Here is a 21738-nt window from a genome sequence, read left to right on the forward strand (position 1 = left end):
TTTCATCGGCTTTGTTGATGTCGGTATACGATTATCCAGCTGGCTACGAATTCAACTCGAAGTTGGCGCATGAAACCTGGGCTTCTTCTTAGGCTTTTACAGAAATGACAATGCAAGTTCTCCATAAGCGGGACACCCGTATCGACGTATTCAGGGCGCTGGCGCTGTTGACGATCTTCGTCAACCATGTGCCCGGTACGATCTACGAGCACCTGACCCACAGGAATCTGGGCTTTTCCGATGCGGCGGAAGCTTTCGTGCTCATCTCGGGCATCGCGGTCGGGCTTGCCTACGGGACGAAATTCCAGCCCGGCAGCCGTCTTCTGATCGGGCTGAAGATGTGGCGTCGGGCCGGTGTGCTCTATACCACCCACATCATGACGACCATGGTGACGCTTGCCATCTTCTGCGGCACCGCGATCTTCCTCAAACGCCCGGAGTTCCTGTCCAAGATCAATATCGGGCCGGTGATGGAACGTCCGGTGGAGGCGCTCTTCGGCATCATCACGCTCGGTCATCAACTCGGCTACAACAACATTCTGTCGATGTATGCGGTGCTACTGCTGATGGCGCCCATCTTCCTGTTCCTGGCGAGAACAAGCCTGTCGCTCATGGTCGGCGTTTCGGGCGTCCTCTGGCTTCTGGCAGGTATTTTCCACATCGCACCCGCCAATTATCCAAATAACGGATTCTGGTTTCTCAACCCGCTGTCATGGCAGTTCCTGTTCGTCATCGGCATCGCCGGAATCCTCCATGTGCGCCGCGGCGGACGCATTTCGGCAAATCCCTGGCTGATCGGCGCTTCGGCGGCCTATCTCCTGCTTGCCCTTGCCTGGGTGCGCCTGCCATTGTGGGGCATCGATGTTTCGATGGGCCTGCCGGCTGTGCTGACAGGCTTCGACAAGACGTTCCTGTCTGCGCCGCGGTTGTTGCACGTTCTGGCGCTGAGCTATCTGATCGTGGCGATCCCGGCGATTTCAAATCTGGCGCGCACCGCGCCCGATCATCCGCTGGCGATCCTCGGCAAACATTCGCTGCCGGTCTTCATCGCGGGCACAATCCTTTCAATGACGGCGCAGGCGTTGAAGCTCGTCAATCCGGGCGGCATTCCCTATGACACGCTGCTGATTGCCACGGGGATCGTGGTGCAGTTCGCGCTGGCCTATTATCTGGAGTGGCTGCCGCGCATCGGCTGGGGTGGCAAGAGCGCGTCGAAACCGGCGGCAACGGTCGTGCCGGCTGGAGGGCACGGCCCTGTACCGAGCAATGATTTTCCCGCTGCCAAGCCGGTTCTCCAACCGGTCTGATCCCGGATATCAACGGCGCTGCGAGGAGATCGCCGCGCCGTTTTTCTGTTCTGGACAGGCTTCCGTCCAGAATCGATGCAGATGGTTCGGAAATCCTTAACCGCGTTAACCGTTCATTAATCCTAAGCGTGTCAAATGCTTGCTATCCAGTTCGTCTGGATACTTACCGAGTGGTTTTGCCACTCTGTTTGACGCCTCCCTGTTAAACTCCTGAGAGCCGCCTATGCGGCTCTTTTTTTGTTCACAATTTTATGGGAGGGAGTGGATTGCATTAACCTTTCCTTAAACATACTCTTGCGCAGCAGTGTATTGCGATGCAGTTTGCAGTGGAATTCATGGCAGTGCCTGTTCCGTCCGCCTTGGGTTCATGATTGGAACCGCGGTGGACTTTGGTGACGGACTTGACGATCACTTGCCATGGATAGCGGCGATACGAGGTTGCGAAGAATATCATGATTGAGCATGAGTGCCGGGACGACAATACCATTCGGTTGGCGGAGCGTGTCGTTTTCTCCGATTCGTTCAAGCCTCTCTACAAGGAGGGCATGAGCCTGGTCGAGGAAGCGGCAGCCTATCTCGATGGCGCCGGTCGTGACGAGGCGAAATCCCTGTCGCGGACCGCAGCGACATTCTATGCTGCGGAATCGATGCGCCTGACGACGCGGCTCATGCAGGTGGCGTCATGGCTTCTTCTGCAGCGTGCCGCCCGCAGTGGTGAATTGACACGCGAGCAGGTGGCGCTGGAAAAATCCAAGGTCCGCCTCGATACGCTCTCGGCAGCCCAGGTGCTGCCGGGCTGGGCGGAAATGCCGAAAAATTTCACCGACATCATCGAACGGTCGCTGCGGCTGCAAGCCCGCGTGCGGCGCATGGACGATGAGATCTATGGCGAGCCCCGCCGTTCGCTGGCCGTGGCGAACAGCAATCCGGTATCGGATCAGCTCGTGCTGCTGCAGACGGCCTTCGGCGGACGCTGACCGCGGTTATCAGTTCGCAGACGCCGTCCGGCTGCGGGCGTCTGTTTCTCTTTTGTTCACATTTCTGCTGTCAAGTGCGCCTGTCAAAAGATAAGGTCTGCACATGAAGGAAGCGATTCGGATCATCGGCATAGACCCGGGGCTGCGGCGCACGGGCTGGGGCGTGGTGGAAACGCTCGGCAATTCTTTGCGCTTCATTGCGGCCGGCACGGTCAAGTCCGACGATAAGACGGATCTGGCTTCCAGGCTTTGCCAGTTGCATGAGGGGCTTTCGGCGATCCTGCATCTGCACATGCCGCAGGAGGCGGCGGTGGAACATACCTTCGTCAACAAGGATGCGACCGCGACGCTGAAGCTCGGCCAGGCGCGCGGCATCGCCATGCTGGTGCCGGCGCAGGCCGGCCTGCGCGTTGCAGAATACGCGCCGAATGCGGTCAAGAAGGCGGTGATCGGCGTCGGGCATGGCGAAAAGCGGCAGATCCACATGATGGTCAAAGTGCTGATGCCGAAGGCCTCCTTCGACAGTGACGATGCCGCGGATGCGCTGGCCATCGCGGTCTGCCATGCCCATAACAGGCAAAGTTTTCTTGGAAGCGGGAGGCTCGCGGCAATCGCATGATCGGCAAGCTCAAAGGGACGGTCGACGAGATCGACGAGGACCATGTGGTGATCGATGTGCACGGCGTCGGCTATATCGCCTTTTGCTCGACGCGCACGCTCGGCAATCTGCCGGGACCGGGCGAGGCGGCGACACTGCTGATCGAGACCTATGTGCGCGAGGATGTGATCCGGCTCTATGGTTTCGGCACCAGGCTGGAGCGCGAGTGGTTCCGCCTGTTGCAAAACGTGCAAGGGGTCGGCGCCAAGGTGGCGCTCGCCGTGCTCGGCACGCTGACGACCTCGGAACTTGCCAATGCCATCGCGCTGCGCGACATCGCCATGGTCAGTCGCGCGCCAGGCGTCGGCAAGAAGGTGGCGGAGCGTATCGTCACCGAATTGAAGAACAAGGCTCCGACCTTCGCCGGCGAGGCAACTGGTGCCATCGGCCTGAAGCAGGAACTGGGCGAAGGCGTGGCGCCAGCGCCGGTTGCCGATGCGGTTTCAGCGCTCAGCAATCTCGGCTATTCGCGCGACCAGGCGGCCAATGCGGTGGTGGCGGCGTTGCGGGAGGCGGGCGAGGGGGCCGATTCGGCAAAGCTCATTCGCCTTGGTTTGAAGGAATTGTCGCGGTGACCTCTCTGATCCGTCGGGGTTTCCGATACCCCTCATCCGACCTCGCACAGCCTGTCCTCGGGCTTGCCGGAGGCAAGACCCGGGGGCGAGGCCACCTTCTCCCACAAGGGGAGAAGGGAGATGCTGCATCGACGCATTTGCCAATCGTAAACGTTGGTGTTTGGCAGCTAGGTCAATGCAATGCTCCTTCCTTCTCCCCTTGTGGGAGAAGGTGGCCGCGAAGCGGTCGGATGAGGGGTATGGCCTTTGCGAGGAAAGCGGCATGAACGATGCCAACCGCCTGATTTCCCCCGATAAGCGCGGCGAGGATATCGACACGTCGCTGCGGCCGCAGACGCTCGACGATTTTGTCGGCCAGGCGGCGGCGCGGGCCAATCTGAAAGTGTTCATCGAGGCGGCGCGGACGCGCGGCGAGGCGCTCGACCATGTGCTCTTCGTCGGACCGCCGGGGCTTGGCAAGACGACGCTGGCGCAGATCATGGCGAAGGAGCTGGGCGTCAATTTCCGGTCCACCTCCGGTCCGGTGATCGCCAAGGCGGGCGATCTCGCAGCGCTTTTGACCAATCTCGAAGACCGCGATGTGCTGTTCATCGATGAGATCCACCGGCTCAGTCCGGCGGTGGAGGAAATCCTCTATCCGGCGATGGAGGATTTCCAGCTCGATCTCATCATCGGCGAGGGACCGGCGGCACGTTCGGTCAAGATCGACCTGTCACGGTTCACCCTGGTCGCCGCGACCACCCGGCTTGGCCTTTTGACCACGCCGCTGCGCGACCGCTTCGGCATTCCCGTGCGGCTCAATTTCTATACGGTGCCGGAGCTGGAGCATATCGTGCGGCGCGGCGCCCGCATCATGCAATTGGGCATCTCCGATGACGGGGCGCTGGAGATCGCGCGACGGGCGCGCGGCACGCCGCGCATCGCCGGGCGATTGTTGCGGCGGGTGCGCGATTTCGCGCTGGTGGCGAGTGCCGACACCGTCGACCGCAAGATTGCCGACGAGGCGCTGTTGCGGCTCGAGGTCGACAGCATCGGTTTGGACCAGCTCGATCGGCGCTACCTCAACATGATCGCCAGGAATTTCGGCGGCGGTCCCGTGGGTATCGAAACCATCGCCGCCGGCCTTTCCGAACCGCGCGATGCGATCGAGGATATCATCGAGCCCTATCTGATCCAGCAGGGTTTCATCCAGCGCACGCCGCGCGGGCGGGTTTTGACCGTCAATGCGTGGAAGCATCTCGGGCTGACCGCGCCGTCGGATCTCGCCCAGACCCAGATAAGGCTGTTTGAGGACGACGATTGAGCGTCAATCCGGCTGGAACGGTTCTCCTCGAGCGGAAGGTTCTTGGAAGAGGCTATTGCAGCCCCAGCCCTTTCAGGATGACGGGGTCCAATGTGCCGCGCTTGTCGTCGGTGGTAATGCCGAATGCACCGCCCCATGACCAGACTGCCCAGGCATATCCATAGCGCTCCGACAATGTGGTGACGTCGCGCAGATAGGCGGCGCGCCATTTTGCGGGCATCCTGTAAGGGTTTTCATATTCCTGCCGGATCATGCCGAACTCACCGAGAAAGATATCTTCCTGGTCGATGCCATATTTCTCCGCCCAGGCCTTCACGTTCTTGAAGGGTGCTTGCATGATTGCGGACAGCTTCTCCGGCGTATCGATGAGCGCATATTGCTCGTCGAGATAAGCGAGCATGCCGGCTTGGCGCTCCGGCGGCGCCTGTTCCTCTATGCGCCGGCGGATATCATTGAGGATTTTCTGCTGTTGTGGCTGCGGAACGCTGAAGGGCGGATAGGGAATGCCGGTGACGTAGCGGATGAAATCTCCCGCCCATAGCGCGCCCTGATGCGTCAGAAGGAACGGTTCGTAGGAATGGAATGTCCAGATGATGTTGTCATCGGGAATATCTCCTGGATCAAGTCTCGCCAGAAAATCGGCCTTCGCCCAGCAGCCGCCTGATAACACCAGGGTCAGTTGCGTGGCCGAGGAACGCGCAGCGGTGAAAAGCTGACGCAGCTTCTCCGGCCATTGGGCAAAGATTTCCGGTTCGCAATCGATGACCGGCTCGTTCATCAGTTCGAACGCCACCTGCTCCGGCGCTTCCTGCGCAAGGGTGCGGCCCATCGTGCGGACGATTTCGAGATAGCGCTCGAAGACGGCGGGGTCTTCCATGACCTCGGTCATTCCGGCGCCGCGGTTGCCGCCGGTTGGAATGAGGTGAAGATCGACGATCGCCTTCAATCCCGCCTGATTGACCAGGCGGACGGACTGCAGCACGCTTTGATAAAGGCGATCGCGAAACGCCGCCGTCTGGCCGGAAAGGAAGGGCGAGGGATCGACGGGGATGCGGACGAAATCGAAGCCCGCCTGCTTCAGGGCGTGCAAGTTATTTTGCGTGAGTGTCTTGCGCCATTCAGGGTAAGGCAGGAGCACGCTTTCGTCGCTCCAGCGGCTTTCATCCGGCCAGGTTGTCCAGATGTCGAGATTGACGCCGCGTTTCATCTTGAATGTCGCCGCCTCGGCCGGCATGCAGAATGCGGCTGCGGTCAGCAGGCCCAATACCAGCCTGAGCGTCGATAACTTCCTGAATATGATTGGTAAGAGCGCCATCGCTTTCCCGTCGCCAGTAATGTTGCTAGAGAATGCTTCCAGTGAAAGGAAAGCGGGATGATCGAACGGAACCGGCTCGCGGATCATAATGCAAAGACCGGGGATGAAAAGCTGCTTTCCGGTACATTGGTGAATGGCGGCCATCGGCTTCTTGCGCGGGTCTATTACGCGGATACCGACTTTTCCGGTGTGGTCTATCATGGCCGCTATCTCGAATTCCTCGAGCGCGGTCGCACGGATTTCCTGCGCCTGACGGGTATCCACCATTCGGAGTTGGCCGATGGGCTGCATGGCGAGCAGCTTGTCTGGGTCGTCCGGCGCATGAAAATCGATTTTCGAGCCCCGGCGCGCATCGACGACGTTCTGGCGATCGAAACCCGGGTGGAGGATGTTTCCGGCGCTCGCATCCATATGCGGCAGGCAATTTTTAGGGAGAGCACCTTGTTGATCGAGGCGGAGGTCGAAGCGGCGCTGACAAACAATCAGGGAAGGCCGCGCCGTTTTCCGAAGGAATGGAAAGACGTATTTCTGTTCAAGGTCTTATGATTGTTTCGGGCCTCTCAGAATTATCCGGAATCCTAACGCATTCTTAACCATAACAATCCATCAATGGCGAAGGAACGGGCTGAGTGGGAAGGTGCGTTTTACTAAAGCGCCTTCCTTTCACCAAATTTAGCCGCAAGAAGCCGCACTAGGGCTATCGGACCCTTATAAAAGCGGCGATTGCGACAATGAATGCGACCCTTGCCGCCCGGTGACCAGCCGGGCGTTTGGATTCGAGGATGGTGGACTTATGGAAAACATTGCGCTTGCGGCGCCCAGCGCTGACGTCACTCTCTGGGGCCTGTTCATTCAGGCGAACTGGGTGGTCAAGCTCGTCATGCTCGGGCTTCTCTTCGCATCGATCTGGACATGGGCGATCATCGTCGACAAGACGCTCGGCTTTGGCCGGGCGCGGCGCGCGCTCGACCGCTTCGAACAGGTGTTCTGGTCCGGGCAGTCGCTCGAGGAGCTCTATCGCAATCTCGGCGACCGCCGCGCGACGGGAATGAGCGCTATCTTCATGGCGGCGATGCGCGAGTGGAAGAAGTCGTTCGAGAAAGGCGCACGTTCCCCGATCGCCCTGCAGATGCGCATCGACAAGGCGATGGACGTCGCACTGGCACGCGAGAGCGACAAGCTGGAAGCCCGGCTCGGCTTCCTCGCCACCATCGGTTCGGCCGCGCCGTTCATCGGCCTGTTCGGCACGGTCGTCGGCATCATGACCTCGTTCCAGGCCATCGCCGCTTCGAAATCGACCAATCTGGCGGTGGTCGCGCCGGGCATTGCGGAAGCCTTGCTCGCCACAGCGATCGGCCTTCTGGCGGCTATTCCGGCCGTTATCGCCTACAACAAGCTTTCAGGCGATGCCGGCAAGATCAGCGCGCGCATGGAGGGCTTCGCCGACGAATTTTCCGCCATACTCTCGCGGCAAATCGATGAGAAGCTCGCACCTCGCAATCCGTAACAGCAGATTCTAGACGCAGGAAGCTATGCCATGGGCATGTCGGTGGGAAATCAGGGACTGCAGTCGGGTCGTCGTCGTCGCCGCAGGAAAGCGCTGATGAGCGAGATCAACGTCACGCCTTTCGTGGACGTGATGCTGGTGCTGCTCATCATCTTCATGGTTGCGGCACCGCTCCTGACCGTCGGTGTTCCCATCGACCTGCCCGAAACCCAGGCGAAGGCGATGAACGCCCAGACGCAGCCGATCACCGTTTCGGTCAATGACAAGGGCCAGATCTATCTCCAGGAGACCGAAATCGGCCTTGATGAAGTCGTGCCCAAGCTCGAGGCCATCTCCAAGACCGGCTATGAGGAACGCATCTTCGTGCGCGGCGACAGGACGGCGGACTATGGTACCGTCATGCGGGTCATGGCGCGGATTTCGGCGGCCGGTTTCAAGAATATCGGTCTTGTGACACTCCAGGAGCAGGATAGCTGACGCCATCATGAAGGCTGGCCTGACATCCTCCGCTATATTGCATGCCGTCGTCATCGGGTGGGGATTGTTTTCCTTCTCGTCGCCGCAGGCCTTTGACGTGTCCGATGCCGAGGCGCTGCCGGTGGACGTCGTGCCGATCGAATCGATCACGCAGGTACAGCAGGGTGAAAAGAAGGCGGCGCTGACGGAAAAGCCGGCGCCGAAGCCGACAACCAAGCCGAAAACGACCGAGAATGCCGAAAACGCCGGCGACAACGACCTTGATCTGAAAACGCCGCCCAAGCCGGACTTGAAGGCCAAACCCGTGGAGACGGCGGAAGCCGCCAAGCCCGAGCCGAAGCCGGTCGAAAAGCCGGAGCCGCTTCCCGATCCCAAGCCGGAGCCGAAGCCCGAACCCGCCGCTGTTCCGGCAACCGAAGTTCAGCCCGAGCCCGAGCCCAGGCAGGAGGTCAAGCCCGACGCCGTGGCCGAGGCGATCGAAAAGCAGACGGAAAGCCCCGACGCCGAGACCATCAAGCTTCCCGACAAGGTTCCCGCTCCCGATGTGAAACCGACGCCGCCGCAGGCGCAGACGGCCAAGACGCCGGATCGCAAGCAGACCGAGCAGACGCAGAAGACGACATCGTCGGCGAAGAACTCCTCTGAGGAAAAAGACGCCATTGCAGACGAGGTCACGGCTCTTCTCAACCGCGAAAAGGCTGCCGGCGGCGGTGCGAAGCGTTCGACCGAACAGGCCTCGCTCGGCGGTCGGAAGACGACCGGCGGGTCGAAGCTCAGCCAGAGCGAAATGGACGCGCTGCGCGGTCAGATATCCCGGTGCTGGAACGTGCCTGCCGGGGCGGTGGACGCCAAGGGGCTGCGCGTCACGGTGAAAATGAAGCTCACCGAAGCAGGTGATATCGAAGGTTCGCCCCAGGTCGTTTCCGGCGGCGGGAATTCCGGCATCGGCCGGGTCGCCGCGGAAAGCGCACGTCGTGCAGTCATCCGCTGTGCCCCCTACAATTTGCCGCGCGACAAATATGACGCCTGGGCCGATGTGATCGTCAATTTCGACCCCAGTGAAATGTTTTGACAATTTCAACAGCTTTGCCAATCGAGTGCCAAGGACAAACGAGGTCCCCGACATTATGAAGACAATGATCCGGACGTTTATTTCGGCTTTTGCCGTGTTCATGGCGGTGAGCGTAGCGGCGGTTCTGCCTGCCCGCGCTGTCGTCGAGATCGACATCAACAAAGGCAATGTGGAGCCGCTGCCGATCGCGATCACCGACTTTCTATCGGGCGACCAGCTTGGCACCAAGATCTCCTCGATCATTGCCGCAGACCTGGAGCGCTCCGGACTGTTCGCGCCGATCGACAAGGGCGCATTCATCGAGAAGATCACCAATCCCGACGCCACGCCGCGTTTCGAGGACTGGAAGGTCATCAATGCGCAGGCGCTGGTGACGGGCCGCGTCACCAAGGAGGCGGATGGACGGCTGAAAGCGGAATTCCGCCTGTGGGACACATTTGCCGGGCAGCAGCTTGCCGGGCAGCAATTCTATACCTCGCCGGATAATTGGCGCCGCATCGCGCATATCATCGCCGACGCCATCTATGAGCGTCTCACCGGCGAGAAGGGCTATTTCGATTCGCGCATCGTCTTCATCGATGAATCGGGCTCCAAGGAAAAGCGCGTCAAACGCCTCGCCATCATGGATCAGGATGGCGCCAACGTCATCTATCTCTCCGACGGCCGCGATCTGGTGCTGACGCCGCGTTTTTCGCCCAACCGCCAGGAAATCACCTACATGTCGTTCGCCGGCGACCGGCCGCGCGTCTATCTCCTGCAACTCGATACCGGGCAGCGCGAGATCGTCGGCAATTTTCCCGGAATGACGATCGCACCGCGCTTTTCTCCCGATGGGCAGAAGGTCATCATGAGCCTGCTTCAGGACAATGGCAGCGCCAATATCTACACGATGGATCTGCGCAGCCGCACGACCACGCGTCTCACCAGCAGTTCGGCGATCGATACCTCGGCGTCCTATTCGCCGGACGGCACACAGATCGTGTTCGAGTCGGACCGCGGCGGCCGTCCGCAAATCTACGTGATGGGCGCCGACGGTTCCAATCCGCGCCGCATCTCGTTTGGCGACGGCACCTATTCGACGCCGGTCTGGTCGCCGCGCGGCGACCTGATCGCCTTCACCAAGCAGTCCGGCGGCCAGTTCTCCATCGGTGTGATGAAGACCGACGGTTCGGGCGAGCGGCTGTTGACCACAGGCTTCCACAATGAGGGGCCGACCTGGGCGCCCAATGGCCGGGTGCTGATGTTCTTCCGCCAGCCTCCCGGTGCCGGATCGCGTCTTTTCACGATCGATGTGACGGGGCGCAACGAACGCCAGATCCAGACGCCGAACTTTGCTTCGGATCCGGCCTGGTCGCCTCTGCTCGATTAGCGTCGGTCCTGTCACAATCGGGCGGCACAGCGGCGATTTCCTGCCGCTGGCCGTCTTTCCGCCGCATTGTTTTTTAATCTGCGGACACTAAGGCCGCCGGGGACGGGAGCGGTTCTCAAGAAATAATTAACCACGTTTCTTGGGTGCGTCTTAACCTCGATATGGTTACTGGTTGTTCACCGCAACACTTTAAAATTTCAAGGAGTTCCGGCTCATGCGCCGTATCCAATCGATTGCACGCAGCCCGATTGCGGTTGCTCTTTTCATGTCGCTTGCCCTTGCCGGATGCGCTTCCAAGAAAAATCTCCCGAACAATGCCGGTGATCTTGGGTTGGGCGCGAATGGAGCTGTTGCCGGTTCGGCGCAGGACTTCACCGTCAATGTCGGTGACCGTATTTTCTTCGATACCGATTCCTCGGTCATCCGCGCCGATGCGCAGCAGACGCTCTCGAAGCAGGCTCAGTGGCTTTCGCGTTATCCGAACTATGCGATCACCGTCGAAGGCCATGCCGACGAGCGTGGTACACGCGAATACAACCTTGCGCTTGGACAGCGCCGTGCCGCCGCCACGCGCGACTATCTCGCCTCGCAGGGCGTTCCCGCCAGCCGCATGCGCACCATTTCCTACGGCAAGGAGCGTCCGGTCGCCGTTTGCGACGATATTTCCTGCTGGTCGCAGAACCGTCGCGCCGTCACCGTTCTCGGTGGTGCGGGAAGCTGAGACAAGTCTCAAAAATCGCCCCTTTGCCGCAGGCATTCGGGCGGGACTTGCAAAAAAGCCACATATGGATCATGAAAAGCGGCCTTATCGGCCGCTTTTTTGTTTCGTCTCTCCATTCAACAAATTTTGGCCGAACTCGCTTGCCTTCAAATAGGGCATGGACTCATAAATGAGCAAGCCGACCGATGTGGCGGTGTTTCTTCTCACGGCATAGGGGCCGACAAAGGGGCCAAAGAGGAATGAACGGACCATTGAAAAAACTGATGTTAAGCATGGCTCTGCTACCGTTGCTTGTCGGAGCGCCGGTACTCGCCGCGAGTGCCGGTCATGAGGGCGGACCGGTGCAGGCTCCGCGCGCGACCCTCGCAGACAAGCTTCTGCCGGCGTGGATCACGCAGAAATCCGATGCGGAAGGTTCCGCGGCGCATGGTCAGGTGCAGTTGGCGCAGGCTGCCGACCCGCGCGTCAGCCAGCTCGAAGAGCAGATACGCAACCTGACCGGCAAGGTCGAGGAATTGAATTTCCAGATACTCCAGATGCAGGAGCAGATGCGCAAGGTGCAGGAGGACAACGAATTCCGCTTTGAGGAGCTTGAGAAGAGCAAGCGTTCGGATGCGGGCGGGCGCCAGGACAGGGCGACGGCTTCCGCCGCCCACGGCACCGGTAAGGTTGGGGCATCGGGAGATGCCTCTTCGACCGCTTCGGTGTCCGCGCCTGCTTCGAATGGACAATCCGCCGGCGCCGATTCCATTGCCATTGAACCGCAAAGCGCATCGAAAGCGGACCAGGGCATCTCGCCCCGTTCGCTCGGTACTATCCGCTTTGACGCCAATGGCAATGCAATCGGCGAAACGATGGACGAGGCTGCGGGATCGAACGGTGCACTGCCCATCGTGCCGAAGGGCGGCAACGCCATTGCCTCGCTCCCCGAGACGGATAATCCGCAGGAGCTCTATCAGCTTGCCTATCAGTATATTCTGGCGGGTGACTACCGCGCGGCGGAAACGGCTTTCCGCGAGCATATCAACCGGTTCCCCAATGATCCTTCCACCGCCGACGCGCGGTTCTGGCTGGGAGAATCACTCTATGGCCAGGAGCGCTATCCCGAAGCTGCGACAGTCTTCATCGACACGCAGCGCGATTTTCCACAATCGAAACGTGGCGCCGAAAATCTTTTGAAGCTTGGCATGACCCTGGCGAAGTTGCAGGATCACGACGTCGCCTGCGCCACGCTCGCCCAGGTTCCGACGCGTTATCCAAGCGCATCACCAGCCGTTCTGGATCGAGTCACGGATGAGCGTACCAAGAATCGCTGCTGATCGATTTCCCCCGGATGATTTTTCTCCGGTGGATCCGGCCCGGATATTTGCGCCGATCGATTTCAGCAATGAGCGTACCGTCATGGCGGCGGTCTCGGGCGGCGGCGATTCGCTGGCTCTGCTTTTTCTTCTCAAGGACTATCTCTCAGGGATGGGCGATCCGCCGCAACTGATCGCGGCTACCGTCGACCATGGTCTGCGGCCGGAATCAAGGGACGAAGCGGCGGCAGTGGCAAAGCTTTGCCTCAGCCATGGCATTGCCCACCGCATCCTGTGCTGGGAGGGCGAGAAGCCGATCGCCGGCATTCCGGCGGCAGCGCGCGATGCCCGTTATCGTCTGTTGACGGAGGCGGCGCGCGATGCCAGCGCCCGATTTGTCTTCACCGGCCACACGCGGGAGGACCAGATCGAGACGTTCCTGATGCGCAAGGCGCGCGGCGGCGAACGGGGGCTGGCGGGAATGGCGAATCTGACATTGCTTAACGGTCATGGGCTTAACGGTCATGGGCTCGATGGCCATGTCTGGCTCCTGCGTCCATTGTTGGGCACGCGCAGGGGGGATCTGCGCGCATTTCTGTTGGAACGGCAGATCGACTGGTTCGATGACCCGACCAATGAGAACATGGCTTTCGAACGCCCGCGCATCCGCAGCCGCAGCGGCGAGGTGGAAGCCGGCGCTGCTCTCGAGGAGATCGCGGCACGAACGGCGGCGCGCAAGGCGCAAAGTCGCGCGGCGGCGGCTTTTCTGTCCGGGGAAAGCGACAAGGTACATGTCGAACCCGGCGAAGTGGCGGTCGTCGACGCCGGATGGCTCGCAGATGCGGGACAAGATGTCGCTGCTCTGTCACTCGGCGTCCTCGTCGCCATCATCGGCGGACGCAGATTCCTGCCTGGCGAAGCGGAGCGCGAGCGTCTGGCATCCCACCTCGCAGCGAAGGGCGGCGGATCAGCCAGACTTGGTCTCGGCGGCTGTATCATCCAGTTCGGGACGAAGCGGCATCGTATCTGGCGTGAGGCGCGGGGACTGCCGGAACTGGTGCTCGCTTGCGGCGAAAGTGCTGCCTGGGATGGACGCTACCGGATCGCCAACAATATTCCAGGCGGCGAGAGCGTGCGGATCGCGCCGCCATCTGCGGCAGAATTCGACACGTTTTGCACGGATCGCGGGATTGAGCGCGGGACGTTTTATCGCGCCGCCGCCTTGACGGGCCCCGGGGTATGTGTTGGAGGAGAAATGGTGGATATTCCCTCGCTGACGGGCGACCGCTTCCTGCCTGCCGGGCTGACGGTGACGCGCTATATAGCCCTGTTCGACAAGGTCCTGCCAGGGCACGATCTCGTGCTTGCAAATGCCGCGGCGCATCTGTTCGCGCGGGGGCCTTATCCGGAGCCCCCAAGATCACCAAATATGTTGTAAACCAGAGTGATAAGAATCGCTGCAACATGTCTGGTCCGCCTTGGCAAGGCCTTGCTTCGATCCTATGTTAGATGAAATTGCTATTCCGGGTATTTCTGGAATGGATGTGATGACCGATTGGACCCGTTATGAACCCGAATTATCGCAACTTCGCCCTGTGGGCGATTATTGCCCTTCTTCTGATTGCGCTTTTCAATCTGTTCCAGAGCCCGGCGCAGCGCACGTCGTCACGCGAAATCTCCTATTCACAGTTCATCGATGATGTTGCGAACGGGCGGGTCAAGTCGGTGACCATTACCGGAGAGCGGATCAGCGGGTCCTACTCAGATAATGGCACCACCTTCCAGACCTACTCTCCCGGCGATACCGGGCTTGTCTCGCGGCTCGAGGGCAAGGGTGTGGCTATTACGGCGCGTCCCGAAAGTGACGGCTCCAGTTCGCTCATCGGCATTCTGCTTTCATGGCTGCCGATGATCCTGATCCTCGGCGTCTGGATATTCTTCATGCGCCAGATGCAAGGCGGTTCACGCGGGGCGATGGGCTTCGGCAAGTCGAAGGCCAAGCTTTTGACGGAAGCGCATGGCCGCGTCACGTTCCAGGACGTGGCTGGTGTGGACGAAGCCAAGGAAGATCTCGAGGAAATCGTCGAGTTCCTGCGTGATCCGCAGAAGTTCCAGAGGCTCGGCGGCAAGATTCCGCGTGGCGTGCTGCTTGTCGGCCCGCCCGGAACAGGTAAGACGCTGCTCGCCCGCTCCGTCGCAGGCGAAGCGAACGTGCCCTTCTTCACCATCTCCGGCTCCGATTTCGTCGAAATGTTCGTCGGCGTTGGTGCCTCTCGTGTGCGCGACATGTTCGAGCAGGCGAAGAAGAATGCACCCTGCATTATCTTCATAGACGAGATTGACGCCGTGGGCCGTCATCGCGGCGCCGGTCTCGGCGGCGGCAATGACGAGCGCGAGCAGACCTTGAACCAGCTTCTCGTGGAAATGGACGGTTTCGAAGCGAATGAGGGCGTGATCCTCATTGCCGCGACCAACCGTCCCGACGTGCTCGACCCGGCGCTGCTTCGTCCGGGCCGCTTCGACCGTCAGGTGGTCGTGCCGAACCCGGATGTCGCCGGCCGCGAAAAGATTCTGAAGGTTCATGTGCGCAACGTGCCGCTGGCGCCCAATGTCGATCTCAAGATATTGGCGCGCGGTACGCCCGGTTTCTCCGGTGCGGATCTGATGAACCTCGTCAACGAGGCCGCCCTGATGGCGGCGCGGCGCAACAAGCGCCTCGTGACCATGCTCGAATTCGAGGATGCGAAGGACAAGGTGATGATGGGCGCGGAGCGCCGGTCGAGCGCCATGACGCAGGAAGAAAAAGAGCTGACCGCCTATCACGAAGCCGGTCATGCCGTTGTCGCCATGAACGTTGCCGTTGCCGATCCGGTACACAAGGCCACCATCATCCCGCGTGGCCGGGCGCTGGGTATGGTCATGCAGCTGCCGGAAGGCGATAAATATTCGATGAGCTACAAGTGGATGGTTTCCAGGCTCGCCATCATGATGGGCGGCCGCATTGCCGAGGAGATCAAGTTCGGCAAGGAGAACATCACCTCGGGCGCATCCTCCGATATCGAGCAGGCGACCAAGCTTGCCCGTGCCATGGTGACGCGCTGGGGCTTCTCCGACAAGCTCGGCCAGGTGGCCTATGGAGAAAACCAGGAAGAGGTCTTCCTGGGCCACTCCGTTGCCCGCCAGCAGAACATATCGGAAGAAACCGCGCAGCTGATCGATGCGGAGGTCCGCGTGCTGATCGAAAACGCCTATACCGAGGCTCGCGGCATCCTGACCAAGAAGAAGAAGGAATGGATCGCCATCGCCGAAGGGCTGCTGGAATATGAGACGTTGTCCGGCGAAGAGCTCAAGGCACTGATTGCCGGCAAGAAACCGGCGCGTGATATGGGCGACGACACACCGCCCTCGCGCGGGTCCAGCGTCCCCAAAGCCGGTGCCGCCAAGAAGCGCAAGGGCAACGAACCCGATACCGGGATGGAGCCGCAGCCGCAGTCATAAGACTGGATTCATATTTCCAACGAACAGCAGCCGGGCGAAAGTCCGGCTGTTTCGTTTGAGCCGATGCGCCTTCAGTAAAAAGTTACGAGGTCGTTGCGTGGCGCCCTAAAAAGGACGCACCGCGCTCCCATACGCCATGGTTGCACCGGGCGGGCAAAGCAGATTGCCGGCAAAGCAGATTGAAAGCCTTGATCAAGGATTTCGGGTCTATAACTCCGTTTGCATCTTTTTCACCCATTACCGGTATGATGTAGGCTGCTTACAAAGGTGAAATTGCGCAGAGTTGCTATTTCTGCGATAAAATAGCCAAAAATTGGCCAAGCTCATATAAGGCACAATCATGAGTCGCAAATATTTCGGAACGGACGGCATCCGCGGAAAAGCCAACAGTTTCCCCATGACGCCCGATATCGCCATGAAAGTCGGCATGGCCGTCGGCCTGACCTTCAAACGCTCCGGCCAGGGCAGCCGTGTCGTGATCGGCAAGGATACCCGGCTTTCCGGCTATATGCTGGAGAATGCGCTGGTGGCCGGCTTCACCGCGACCGGCATGGATGTGTTCCTGCTCGGACCTATTCCGACGCCGGCCGTGGCGATGCTATGCCGTTCCTTGCGCGCCGATATCGGCGTGATGATTTCCGCCTCGCACAATCCCTATTATGATAACGGCATCAAGCTTTTCGGTCCCGACGGTTTCAAGCTTTCCGATGAACTCGAACTGGAAATCGAAAAGCTGATCGATGAGGATATGAGCAGCAAGCTGGCCAGCAATGGCGAGATCGGGCGGGCCAAGCGTGTCGATGGCGATATCTACCGCTATATCGAATTCGCCAAGCGGACCCTGCCGCGCAATTTGTCGCTTTCCGGACTGCGCATCGTCGTCGACTGCGCGCATGGCGCAGCCTACAAGGTCGCTCCCACGGCGCTTTGGGAGTTGGGTGCGGAGGTGGTCACGATCAATGACGAGCCGAACGGCATCAATATCAACGTGGATTGCGGCTCGACCCATCCCATTGGCCTTAAGAAGAAGGTGCATGAGGTGCGGGCCGATCTCGGTATCGCGCTCGATGGCGATGCGGACCGGGTGCTGTTGATCGATGGAGATGGCGATGTCATCGATGGCGACCAGCTCATGGCGGTGATCGCCGAATCCTGGGCCAATTCGGGAAGGCTGACCGGCGGCGGTATCGTCGCCACCATCATGTCCAATCTCGGTCTCGAACGCTTCCTCGGCAATATGGGGCTGACGCTGGCGCGCACCAAGGTTGGCGACCGCTATGTCGTGGAACATATGCGGGAGCATGGCTTCAATGTGGGCGGAGAGCAATCCGGCCATATCGTGCTTTCCGATTTTTCGACCACGGGAGACGGTCTCGTATCGGCATTGCAGATCCTTGCCGTCATGCAGGAACAGCAGCGGCCCCTGAGCGAGGTCTGCCGCAAGTTCGAGCCGGTGCCGCAGCTTTTGAAGAACGTGCGCACCACCGGTGGCAAGCCGCTCGAGGACAAGGGCGTCAAGATCGCCATCGACGATGCCCGCGACAGGCTCGGCAAAGCCGGACGTGTGGTCATCAGGCCATCGGGAACCGAACCGCTGATCCGCGTGATGGCGGAAGGCGACGACCGCGATCTCGTCGAGACCGTCGTCAATGATATCGTCAACGTGCTCTCCGGTGTCCGCACCGCTGCTTGACGTGTGTTCTCCGCTTCCAACTTGCTTCGAAAAGGCTCCTGAACGGAGCCTTTTTCTTTGGCCCGCATGATCCCGGCGGATGCTCCAGATATCCGCGATAGCCGGCATTTTCTTGATAAGAATGATGAAAAAACAGGGTTAAGCTGAGCTTAACTTTTCCTGTCTATTTCTAGCAATTGAAGTCAACGGGGATACGGCGCGCGGGCGCCAGAAAGTCCGATGGGAAAGCGACCATGCACAATCAGATAAGATCCTTCATCGCTGGCGCGGCACTTCTGGCCGTCGCCGGGGCATCTCAGTCCGCTTTCGCAGCGGATTTCATGGAGCCGATGCCCGAAGCGCCGTACGTTCCTGAAGTCGTGGTTCCGCCTTCCATCGGCGGCTGGTATCTGCGTGGCGATGTCGGCTATTCCTGGGCCAAGTTTCGCGATGCCTCTTATGCCACCTTCGGCTGCGACGAATGCGGCAGCGGCATTGGCGAGAACCAACTGGATGGCGATCTGAAGGGATCGTTCCTCATTGGCGGCGGCATCGGCTATCAGGTGACGGATTATTTTCGTACCGACCTGACCGCGGATTATCTGACCCGCTCCAAATTCTCCGGAAGCACCGTTGGCACCTGCACATCAGGCGGTGCGGAATTCGCTTGTACGTCGAACGACAGCAGCAAGCTCTCGGCCTTGTCGATCCTTGCCAACGCCTATGTCGATCTCGGCAATTTCAACGGCTTCACGCCTTATGTCGGTGCCGGTATCGGCGGCACGCGGGTCAAATGGTCGGCCTTGGAAAATACCATCGGCGGCGATTTCGATCAGAGCGGCACGGAGCACCATGATGGCGCGGCGAGCTGGCGCTTCACCTGGGCACTCATGGCAGGCGTCTCCATCGATCTGGCGCAAAACCTCAAGCTCGATGCCGGTTACCGCTATCGCCGGGTCGAAGGCGGCAACATGTTCGCCGGCAGTGATTTTGTCGGCAAGGGCTATGATGACGGCCTGTCGCTGCACGATGTCCGCCTCGGCCTGCGCTACCAGTTCGGCGGACCGTCCGCCGTCGCCTATGCGCCGGAACCACTGCCCGTTTACAAATAACCCTGACATTTCCAAATCTCCAGCAGCCCGACTCGTTCGGGCTTTTTTCTTCGCGTATGAAGATCCGGATGGATTTCTCGGCTTATTTGCCTGGGGCGCATGTATACTTAACGGCTGCTTAAGATTTTTGGTTAATGATCGGGAGAATGACGGCAAAAGCGATTTTGCAACGTTCCGTGGGGATTCTACATGACGAGCAACAAGCGTATTTTGATGGCTGCATTGTCCGGTGCGTTCATGGCGGGGCCCATGGCAAGCGCGGCTTTCGCCGCCGATTACGGCCCGGTCTATGCGCAGCCCGAAGCTGTCCCGGTCATCGTGGAGCCCGCTCCCGTTGCGGTCGCATCCGGATGGTATCTGCGTGGCGATGTCGGCCACAGCTTCAATTCCGAGACCGACGGGCACTATCGTGTGCTTGACAGCGGCATCATTACCGAACGCGACTACGACACGATCGAATTGCGCGGCAATACGGATTTCAGCGTTGGCGCCGGTTATCGCTTCAACCGGTATCTGCGGGCGGATGCGACGCTTGGCTTCTGGAAGCGCGACGTTTACGGCTCGACAGAATTCAGCGATGTGCTCTTCTTCGATGATACGTCGAAGATAACCGCATGGGAGATGATGGCCAACGCCTATGTCGACCTCGTCACTTTCGGCAAAATCACGCCCTATATCGGCGGCGGTCTCGGCTTCACGCGCGTCAAATACGGCACGCTGAAAAACCGGGCCTTCTGCTACGATCCCTCCATATGCGGCAACAGCTATGAAGCGGATCATGGCGGGCTGACATCGACGCGCTTCACCTGGGCGCTGATGGCCGGTGCATCGGTCGATATCACGAGGAATACCAAGCTCGACTTCGGCTATCGCTATTCGCACGTCAGGGGCGGCAAGGCCTTTGGCTGGGATGCGTTCGATCAGGCCGCCGGCGCAACGGGACCGCAGGGCTACGATGACGGCTTCTCGGTGCACCAGGTCCGTGTCGGCCTGCGCTACGAGTTCGGCGGCCCGCAATCGGCGGTCTATCAGCCGGAACCGCTGCCGGTTTACGATCAAGGTCCGGCGCCGGTTTACAAATAAGAAGCCCGGTCAACGGACCGGGTTGAAATACGGAACCGCTTGCAACAGGGATGTTGCGAGCGGTTTTTCTTTTTAGCTCGGTCAGAAGCAGGCTTGCGAATCGCATAAGTGTATGCTTATCTGTTATCCATGATCGAGAATGATATTTTCAAAGCTTTGGCTGACCCGACCCGCCGCGCGATCTTCGAGAAGCTGGCCGGCGGCGGCATGAATGCCAGCGCCTTGCGCGAGGGCATGGAGATCAGCCAGCCGGCCATGTCGCAACACCTACAGGTGCTGCGTAGCGCCAATCTCGTGCGGGAAGAGCGGCAGGGGCGGTTCGTGCATTACGAAGTCAATCCGGACGGGCTGGCTCTCATCGCGCAGTGGCTGGCGAAATATCGCGCCTACTGGCCGCAGCGCATCGAAGCGCTCAAGGTCTTGCTTAGGGATATGGACCAATGAACGACGAACTGAGCGACGGCATCGAGCTGGAATTCGACCTGGATGAGGCACCGCAAAAGGTCTGGCGCGCCATCAGCATTCCTGAGTTTCGCGAAAACTGGCTGCCGAAAGAGGCTTTGGCCGAGGCGGAAGCGACCACCGTCACGCCCGGCGAGGCCGTTCGATACACGATGCGCGATGACGCCCCGCCATTCCTCGAAAGCACCGTGACGTTCACGGTCGCCCCGAACGATACCGGCGGGACGTGCCTTCGGGTTGTCCATGAACTGACCGATTCGAGGCTCGTTCGGATGGTTGCCGCAAACGGCAACAGTCCGCCCCTCATGCTCGCCGCCTGACGCGGCAGGGTCTTTCTAGAGGGTGTCATGGTTTAATTGAAACACTGGCAGAATAGGGCCCCTTGTTCTGCCGTCATTCTCGGGCTTGTCCCGAGAATCTGCCATAAGAAGAAGAAAAGTGATTACCGTCCTGACAGGCCATCCGTCGGCAGATCCTCGGGACAAGCCCGAGGATGACGGTCAGGGTGGGAAGCTGTTTCTAGTCTGGTCTAACACACTCTAAATACCTGAAAATACCTGAAACAAAACACCAGAAAACATTGGAGTTCGCCGATGCGCGAAGCGATGCAGCTCGTCCCTATGGTCGTGGAACAATCCAGCAAAGGGGAGCGGTCTTTTGACATTTACTCCCGCCTGCTGCGTGAGCGGATCATCTTTCTCACGGGTGAGGTAAACGATACGATCTCATCGCTGATCTGCGCGCAATTGCTGTTTCTCGAGGCGGAAAATCCGAAGAAGCCGATCAATCTCTACATCAACTCGCCGGGCGGCGTGGTCACGAGCGGCCTTGCCATGTACGACACCATGCAATTTCTTCAGGCGCCGGTGCATACGCTTTGCATGGGGACGGCGCGTTCGATGGGGTCGTTCCTGTTGATGGCGGGCGAGCCGGGACAGCGTGTCGCGCTGCCCAACGCCAGTATCCATATCCACCAGCCGTTGGGCGGTTTTCAGGGGCAGGCGTCGGATATCCTGATTCATGCCGAGGAAACGCTCAAAACCAAGCAGCGCATGACACGGCTCTATGCCGAGCATTGCGGGCGCTCCTATGAGGAATTCGAGCGGGCGATGGACCGGGACCATTTCATGACGGCGGAGGAGGCGGTGGAATGGGGTCTGGTCGACCGCGTTTTGAAGGGTCGGTGAGGTAGAAGCGTTGATGTAGCTGGAATGCCCCTCATCCGCCTGCCGGCTCCTGCCCGGCCCTACGCTATGGCTCCGGGCGTTCGTCGCTCAAAAAGCCAAATCGTTGGCTTTTTGTCCGCTACGCGGACCGCTTCTCACCCCCGCA

General features: G+C 59.9%; 21 protein-coding genes. 20 read left to right on the forward strand and 1 reads right to left on the reverse strand.

Annotated elements, in window-relative coordinates; all coding sequences use genetic code 11:
- Nucleotides 1–104: 104 nt before the first annotated feature.
- The 5 genes from C5748_RS08905 (at nucleotide 105) to ruvB (ending at nucleotide 4820) form a co-directional block, all read left to right on the forward strand.
- Nucleotides 105–1307, forward strand: a complete 1203-nt coding sequence (locus C5748_RS08905; protein WP_105741577.1) for an OpgC family protein — start codon at nucleotides 105–107, stop codon at nucleotides 1305–1307.
- 452 nt (nucleotides 1308–1759) lie between these two features.
- Nucleotides 1760–2284 carry a protease adaptor protein RcdA gene (gene rcdA, locus C5748_RS08910; protein ID WP_105741578.1) on the forward strand — a complete coding sequence of 175 codons (525 nt, stop codon included), beginning with the start codon at nucleotides 1760–1762 and terminating at the stop codon, nucleotides 2282–2284.
- Nucleotides 2285–2387: 103 nt separating this feature from the next.
- Nucleotides 2388–2903 carry a crossover junction endodeoxyribonuclease RuvC gene (ruvC, locus tag C5748_RS08915; RefSeq protein WP_105741579.1) on the forward strand — a complete coding sequence of 172 codons (516 nt, stop codon included), beginning with the start codon at nucleotides 2388–2390 and terminating at the stop codon, nucleotides 2901–2903.
- On the forward strand, nucleotides 2900–3517 hold the full coding sequence (gene ruvA / locus C5748_RS08920) for a Holliday junction branch migration protein RuvA (RefSeq protein ID WP_105741580.1): 618 nt from the start codon (nucleotides 2900–2902) through the stop codon (nucleotides 3515–3517). Before ruvC ends, ruvA begins: the two co-directional genes overlap by 4 nt.
- A 262-nt stretch (nucleotides 3518–3779) precedes the next feature.
- Nucleotides 3780–4820, forward strand: coding sequence for a Holliday junction branch migration DNA helicase RuvB (gene ruvB / locus C5748_RS08925; protein ID WP_105741699.1), 1041 nt, complete (start codon nucleotides 3780–3782; stop codon nucleotides 4818–4820).
- 52 nt (nucleotides 4821–4872) lie between these two features.
- Here the strand turns inward: ruvB and C5748_RS08930 are convergent, their stop codons facing one another.
- Entirely contained in the window at nucleotides 4873–6135 is a 1263-nt protein-coding gene (locus tag C5748_RS08930; protein ID WP_425350227.1) for a glycoside hydrolase family 5 protein, read from the reverse strand.
- 57 nt (nucleotides 6136–6192) lie between these two features.
- Between C5748_RS08930 and ybgC the strand changes: the two genes are divergently transcribed.
- From ybgC to C5748_RS09005, 15 genes are all read left to right on the forward strand, one after another.
- A complete protein-coding gene (ybgC, locus tag C5748_RS08935) occupies nucleotides 6193–6681 on the forward strand; it encodes a tol-pal system-associated acyl-CoA thioesterase (protein WP_105741581.1) in 489 nt (162 codons plus the stop codon).
- Between the two features lie 247 nt (nucleotides 6682–6928).
- Entirely contained in the window at nucleotides 6929–7642 is a 714-nt protein-coding gene (gene tolQ, locus C5748_RS08940) for a protein TolQ (protein WP_105741582.1), read from the forward strand.
- A gap of 30 nt (nucleotides 7643–7672) precedes the next feature.
- A complete protein-coding gene (gene tolR / locus C5748_RS08945; protein WP_105741583.1) occupies nucleotides 7673–8119 on the forward strand; it encodes a protein TolR in 447 nt (148 codons plus the stop codon).
- Between the two features lie 7 nt (nucleotides 8120–8126).
- Nucleotides 8127–9191 (forward strand): cell envelope integrity TolA family protein, encoded by a 1065-nt coding sequence (locus C5748_RS08950; RefSeq protein WP_105741584.1) that lies wholly within the window; start codon nucleotides 8127–8129, stop codon nucleotides 9189–9191.
- Nucleotides 9192–9246: 55 nt separating this feature from the next.
- On the forward strand, nucleotides 9247–10560 hold the full coding sequence (gene tolB, locus C5748_RS08955; protein WP_105741585.1) for a Tol-Pal system beta propeller repeat protein TolB: 1314 nt from the start codon (nucleotides 9247–9249) through the stop codon (nucleotides 10558–10560).
- Between the two features lie 214 nt (nucleotides 10561–10774).
- Nucleotides 10775–11281 (forward strand): peptidoglycan-associated lipoprotein Pal, encoded by a 507-nt coding sequence (gene pal / locus C5748_RS08960; protein WP_105741586.1) that lies wholly within the window; start codon nucleotides 10775–10777, stop codon nucleotides 11279–11281.
- Nucleotides 11282–11553: 272 nt separating this feature from the next.
- Nucleotides 11554–12600: a tol-pal system protein YbgF gene (ybgF, locus tag C5748_RS08965; RefSeq protein WP_245428905.1), complete on the forward strand. Its 1047-nt coding sequence runs from the start codon at nucleotides 11554–11556 to the stop codon at nucleotides 12598–12600.
- The gene (gene tilS, locus C5748_RS08970; protein ID WP_105741588.1) at nucleotides 12575–14017 is read left to right on the forward strand and encodes a tRNA lysidine(34) synthetase TilS; all 1443 of its coding nucleotides are present in this window, start codon (nucleotides 12575–12577) and stop codon (nucleotides 14015–14017) included. The genes ybgF and tilS overlap by 26 nt, the downstream gene beginning before the upstream one ends.
- Nucleotides 14018–14145: 128 nt before the next feature.
- Nucleotides 14146–16077 (forward strand): ATP-dependent zinc metalloprotease FtsH, encoded by a 1932-nt coding sequence (gene ftsH, locus C5748_RS08975; protein WP_105741589.1) that lies wholly within the window; start codon nucleotides 14146–14148, stop codon nucleotides 16075–16077.
- Between the two features lie 340 nt (nucleotides 16078–16417).
- Nucleotides 16418–17770, forward strand: a complete 1353-nt coding sequence (gene glmM / locus C5748_RS08980; RefSeq protein WP_105741590.1) for a phosphoglucosamine mutase — start codon at nucleotides 16418–16420, stop codon at nucleotides 17768–17770.
- A 233-nt stretch (nucleotides 17771–18003) separates the two neighbouring features.
- Nucleotides 18004–18861: an outer membrane protein gene (locus C5748_RS08985; RefSeq protein WP_105741591.1), complete on the forward strand. Its 858-nt coding sequence runs from the start codon at nucleotides 18004–18006 to the stop codon at nucleotides 18859–18861.
- Between the two features lie 189 nt (nucleotides 18862–19050).
- The gene (locus C5748_RS08990; protein WP_105741592.1) at nucleotides 19051–19944 is read left to right on the forward strand and encodes an outer membrane protein; all 894 of its coding nucleotides are present in this window, start codon (nucleotides 19051–19053) and stop codon (nucleotides 19942–19944) included.
- A 129-nt stretch (nucleotides 19945–20073) separates the two neighbouring features.
- Nucleotides 20074–20388: an ArsR/SmtB family transcription factor gene (locus tag C5748_RS08995; protein WP_105741593.1), complete on the forward strand. Its 315-nt coding sequence runs from the start codon at nucleotides 20074–20076 to the stop codon at nucleotides 20386–20388.
- Nucleotides 20385–20726: an SRPBCC family protein gene (locus C5748_RS09000; protein WP_105741594.1), complete on the forward strand. Its 342-nt coding sequence runs from the start codon at nucleotides 20385–20387 to the stop codon at nucleotides 20724–20726. Before C5748_RS08995 ends, C5748_RS09000 begins: the two co-directional genes overlap by 4 nt.
- Before the next feature lie 273 nt (nucleotides 20727–20999).
- A complete protein-coding gene (locus tag C5748_RS09005; protein ID WP_105741595.1) occupies nucleotides 21000–21593 on the forward strand; it encodes an ATP-dependent Clp protease proteolytic subunit in 594 nt (197 codons plus the stop codon).
- Nucleotides 21594–21738 lie beyond the last annotated feature (145 nt).

It is taken from the genome of Phyllobacterium phragmitis (assembly GCF_002980495.1).
GTDB lineage: Bacteria > Pseudomonadota > Alphaproteobacteria > Rhizobiales > Rhizobiaceae > Paramesorhizobium > Paramesorhizobium phragmitis.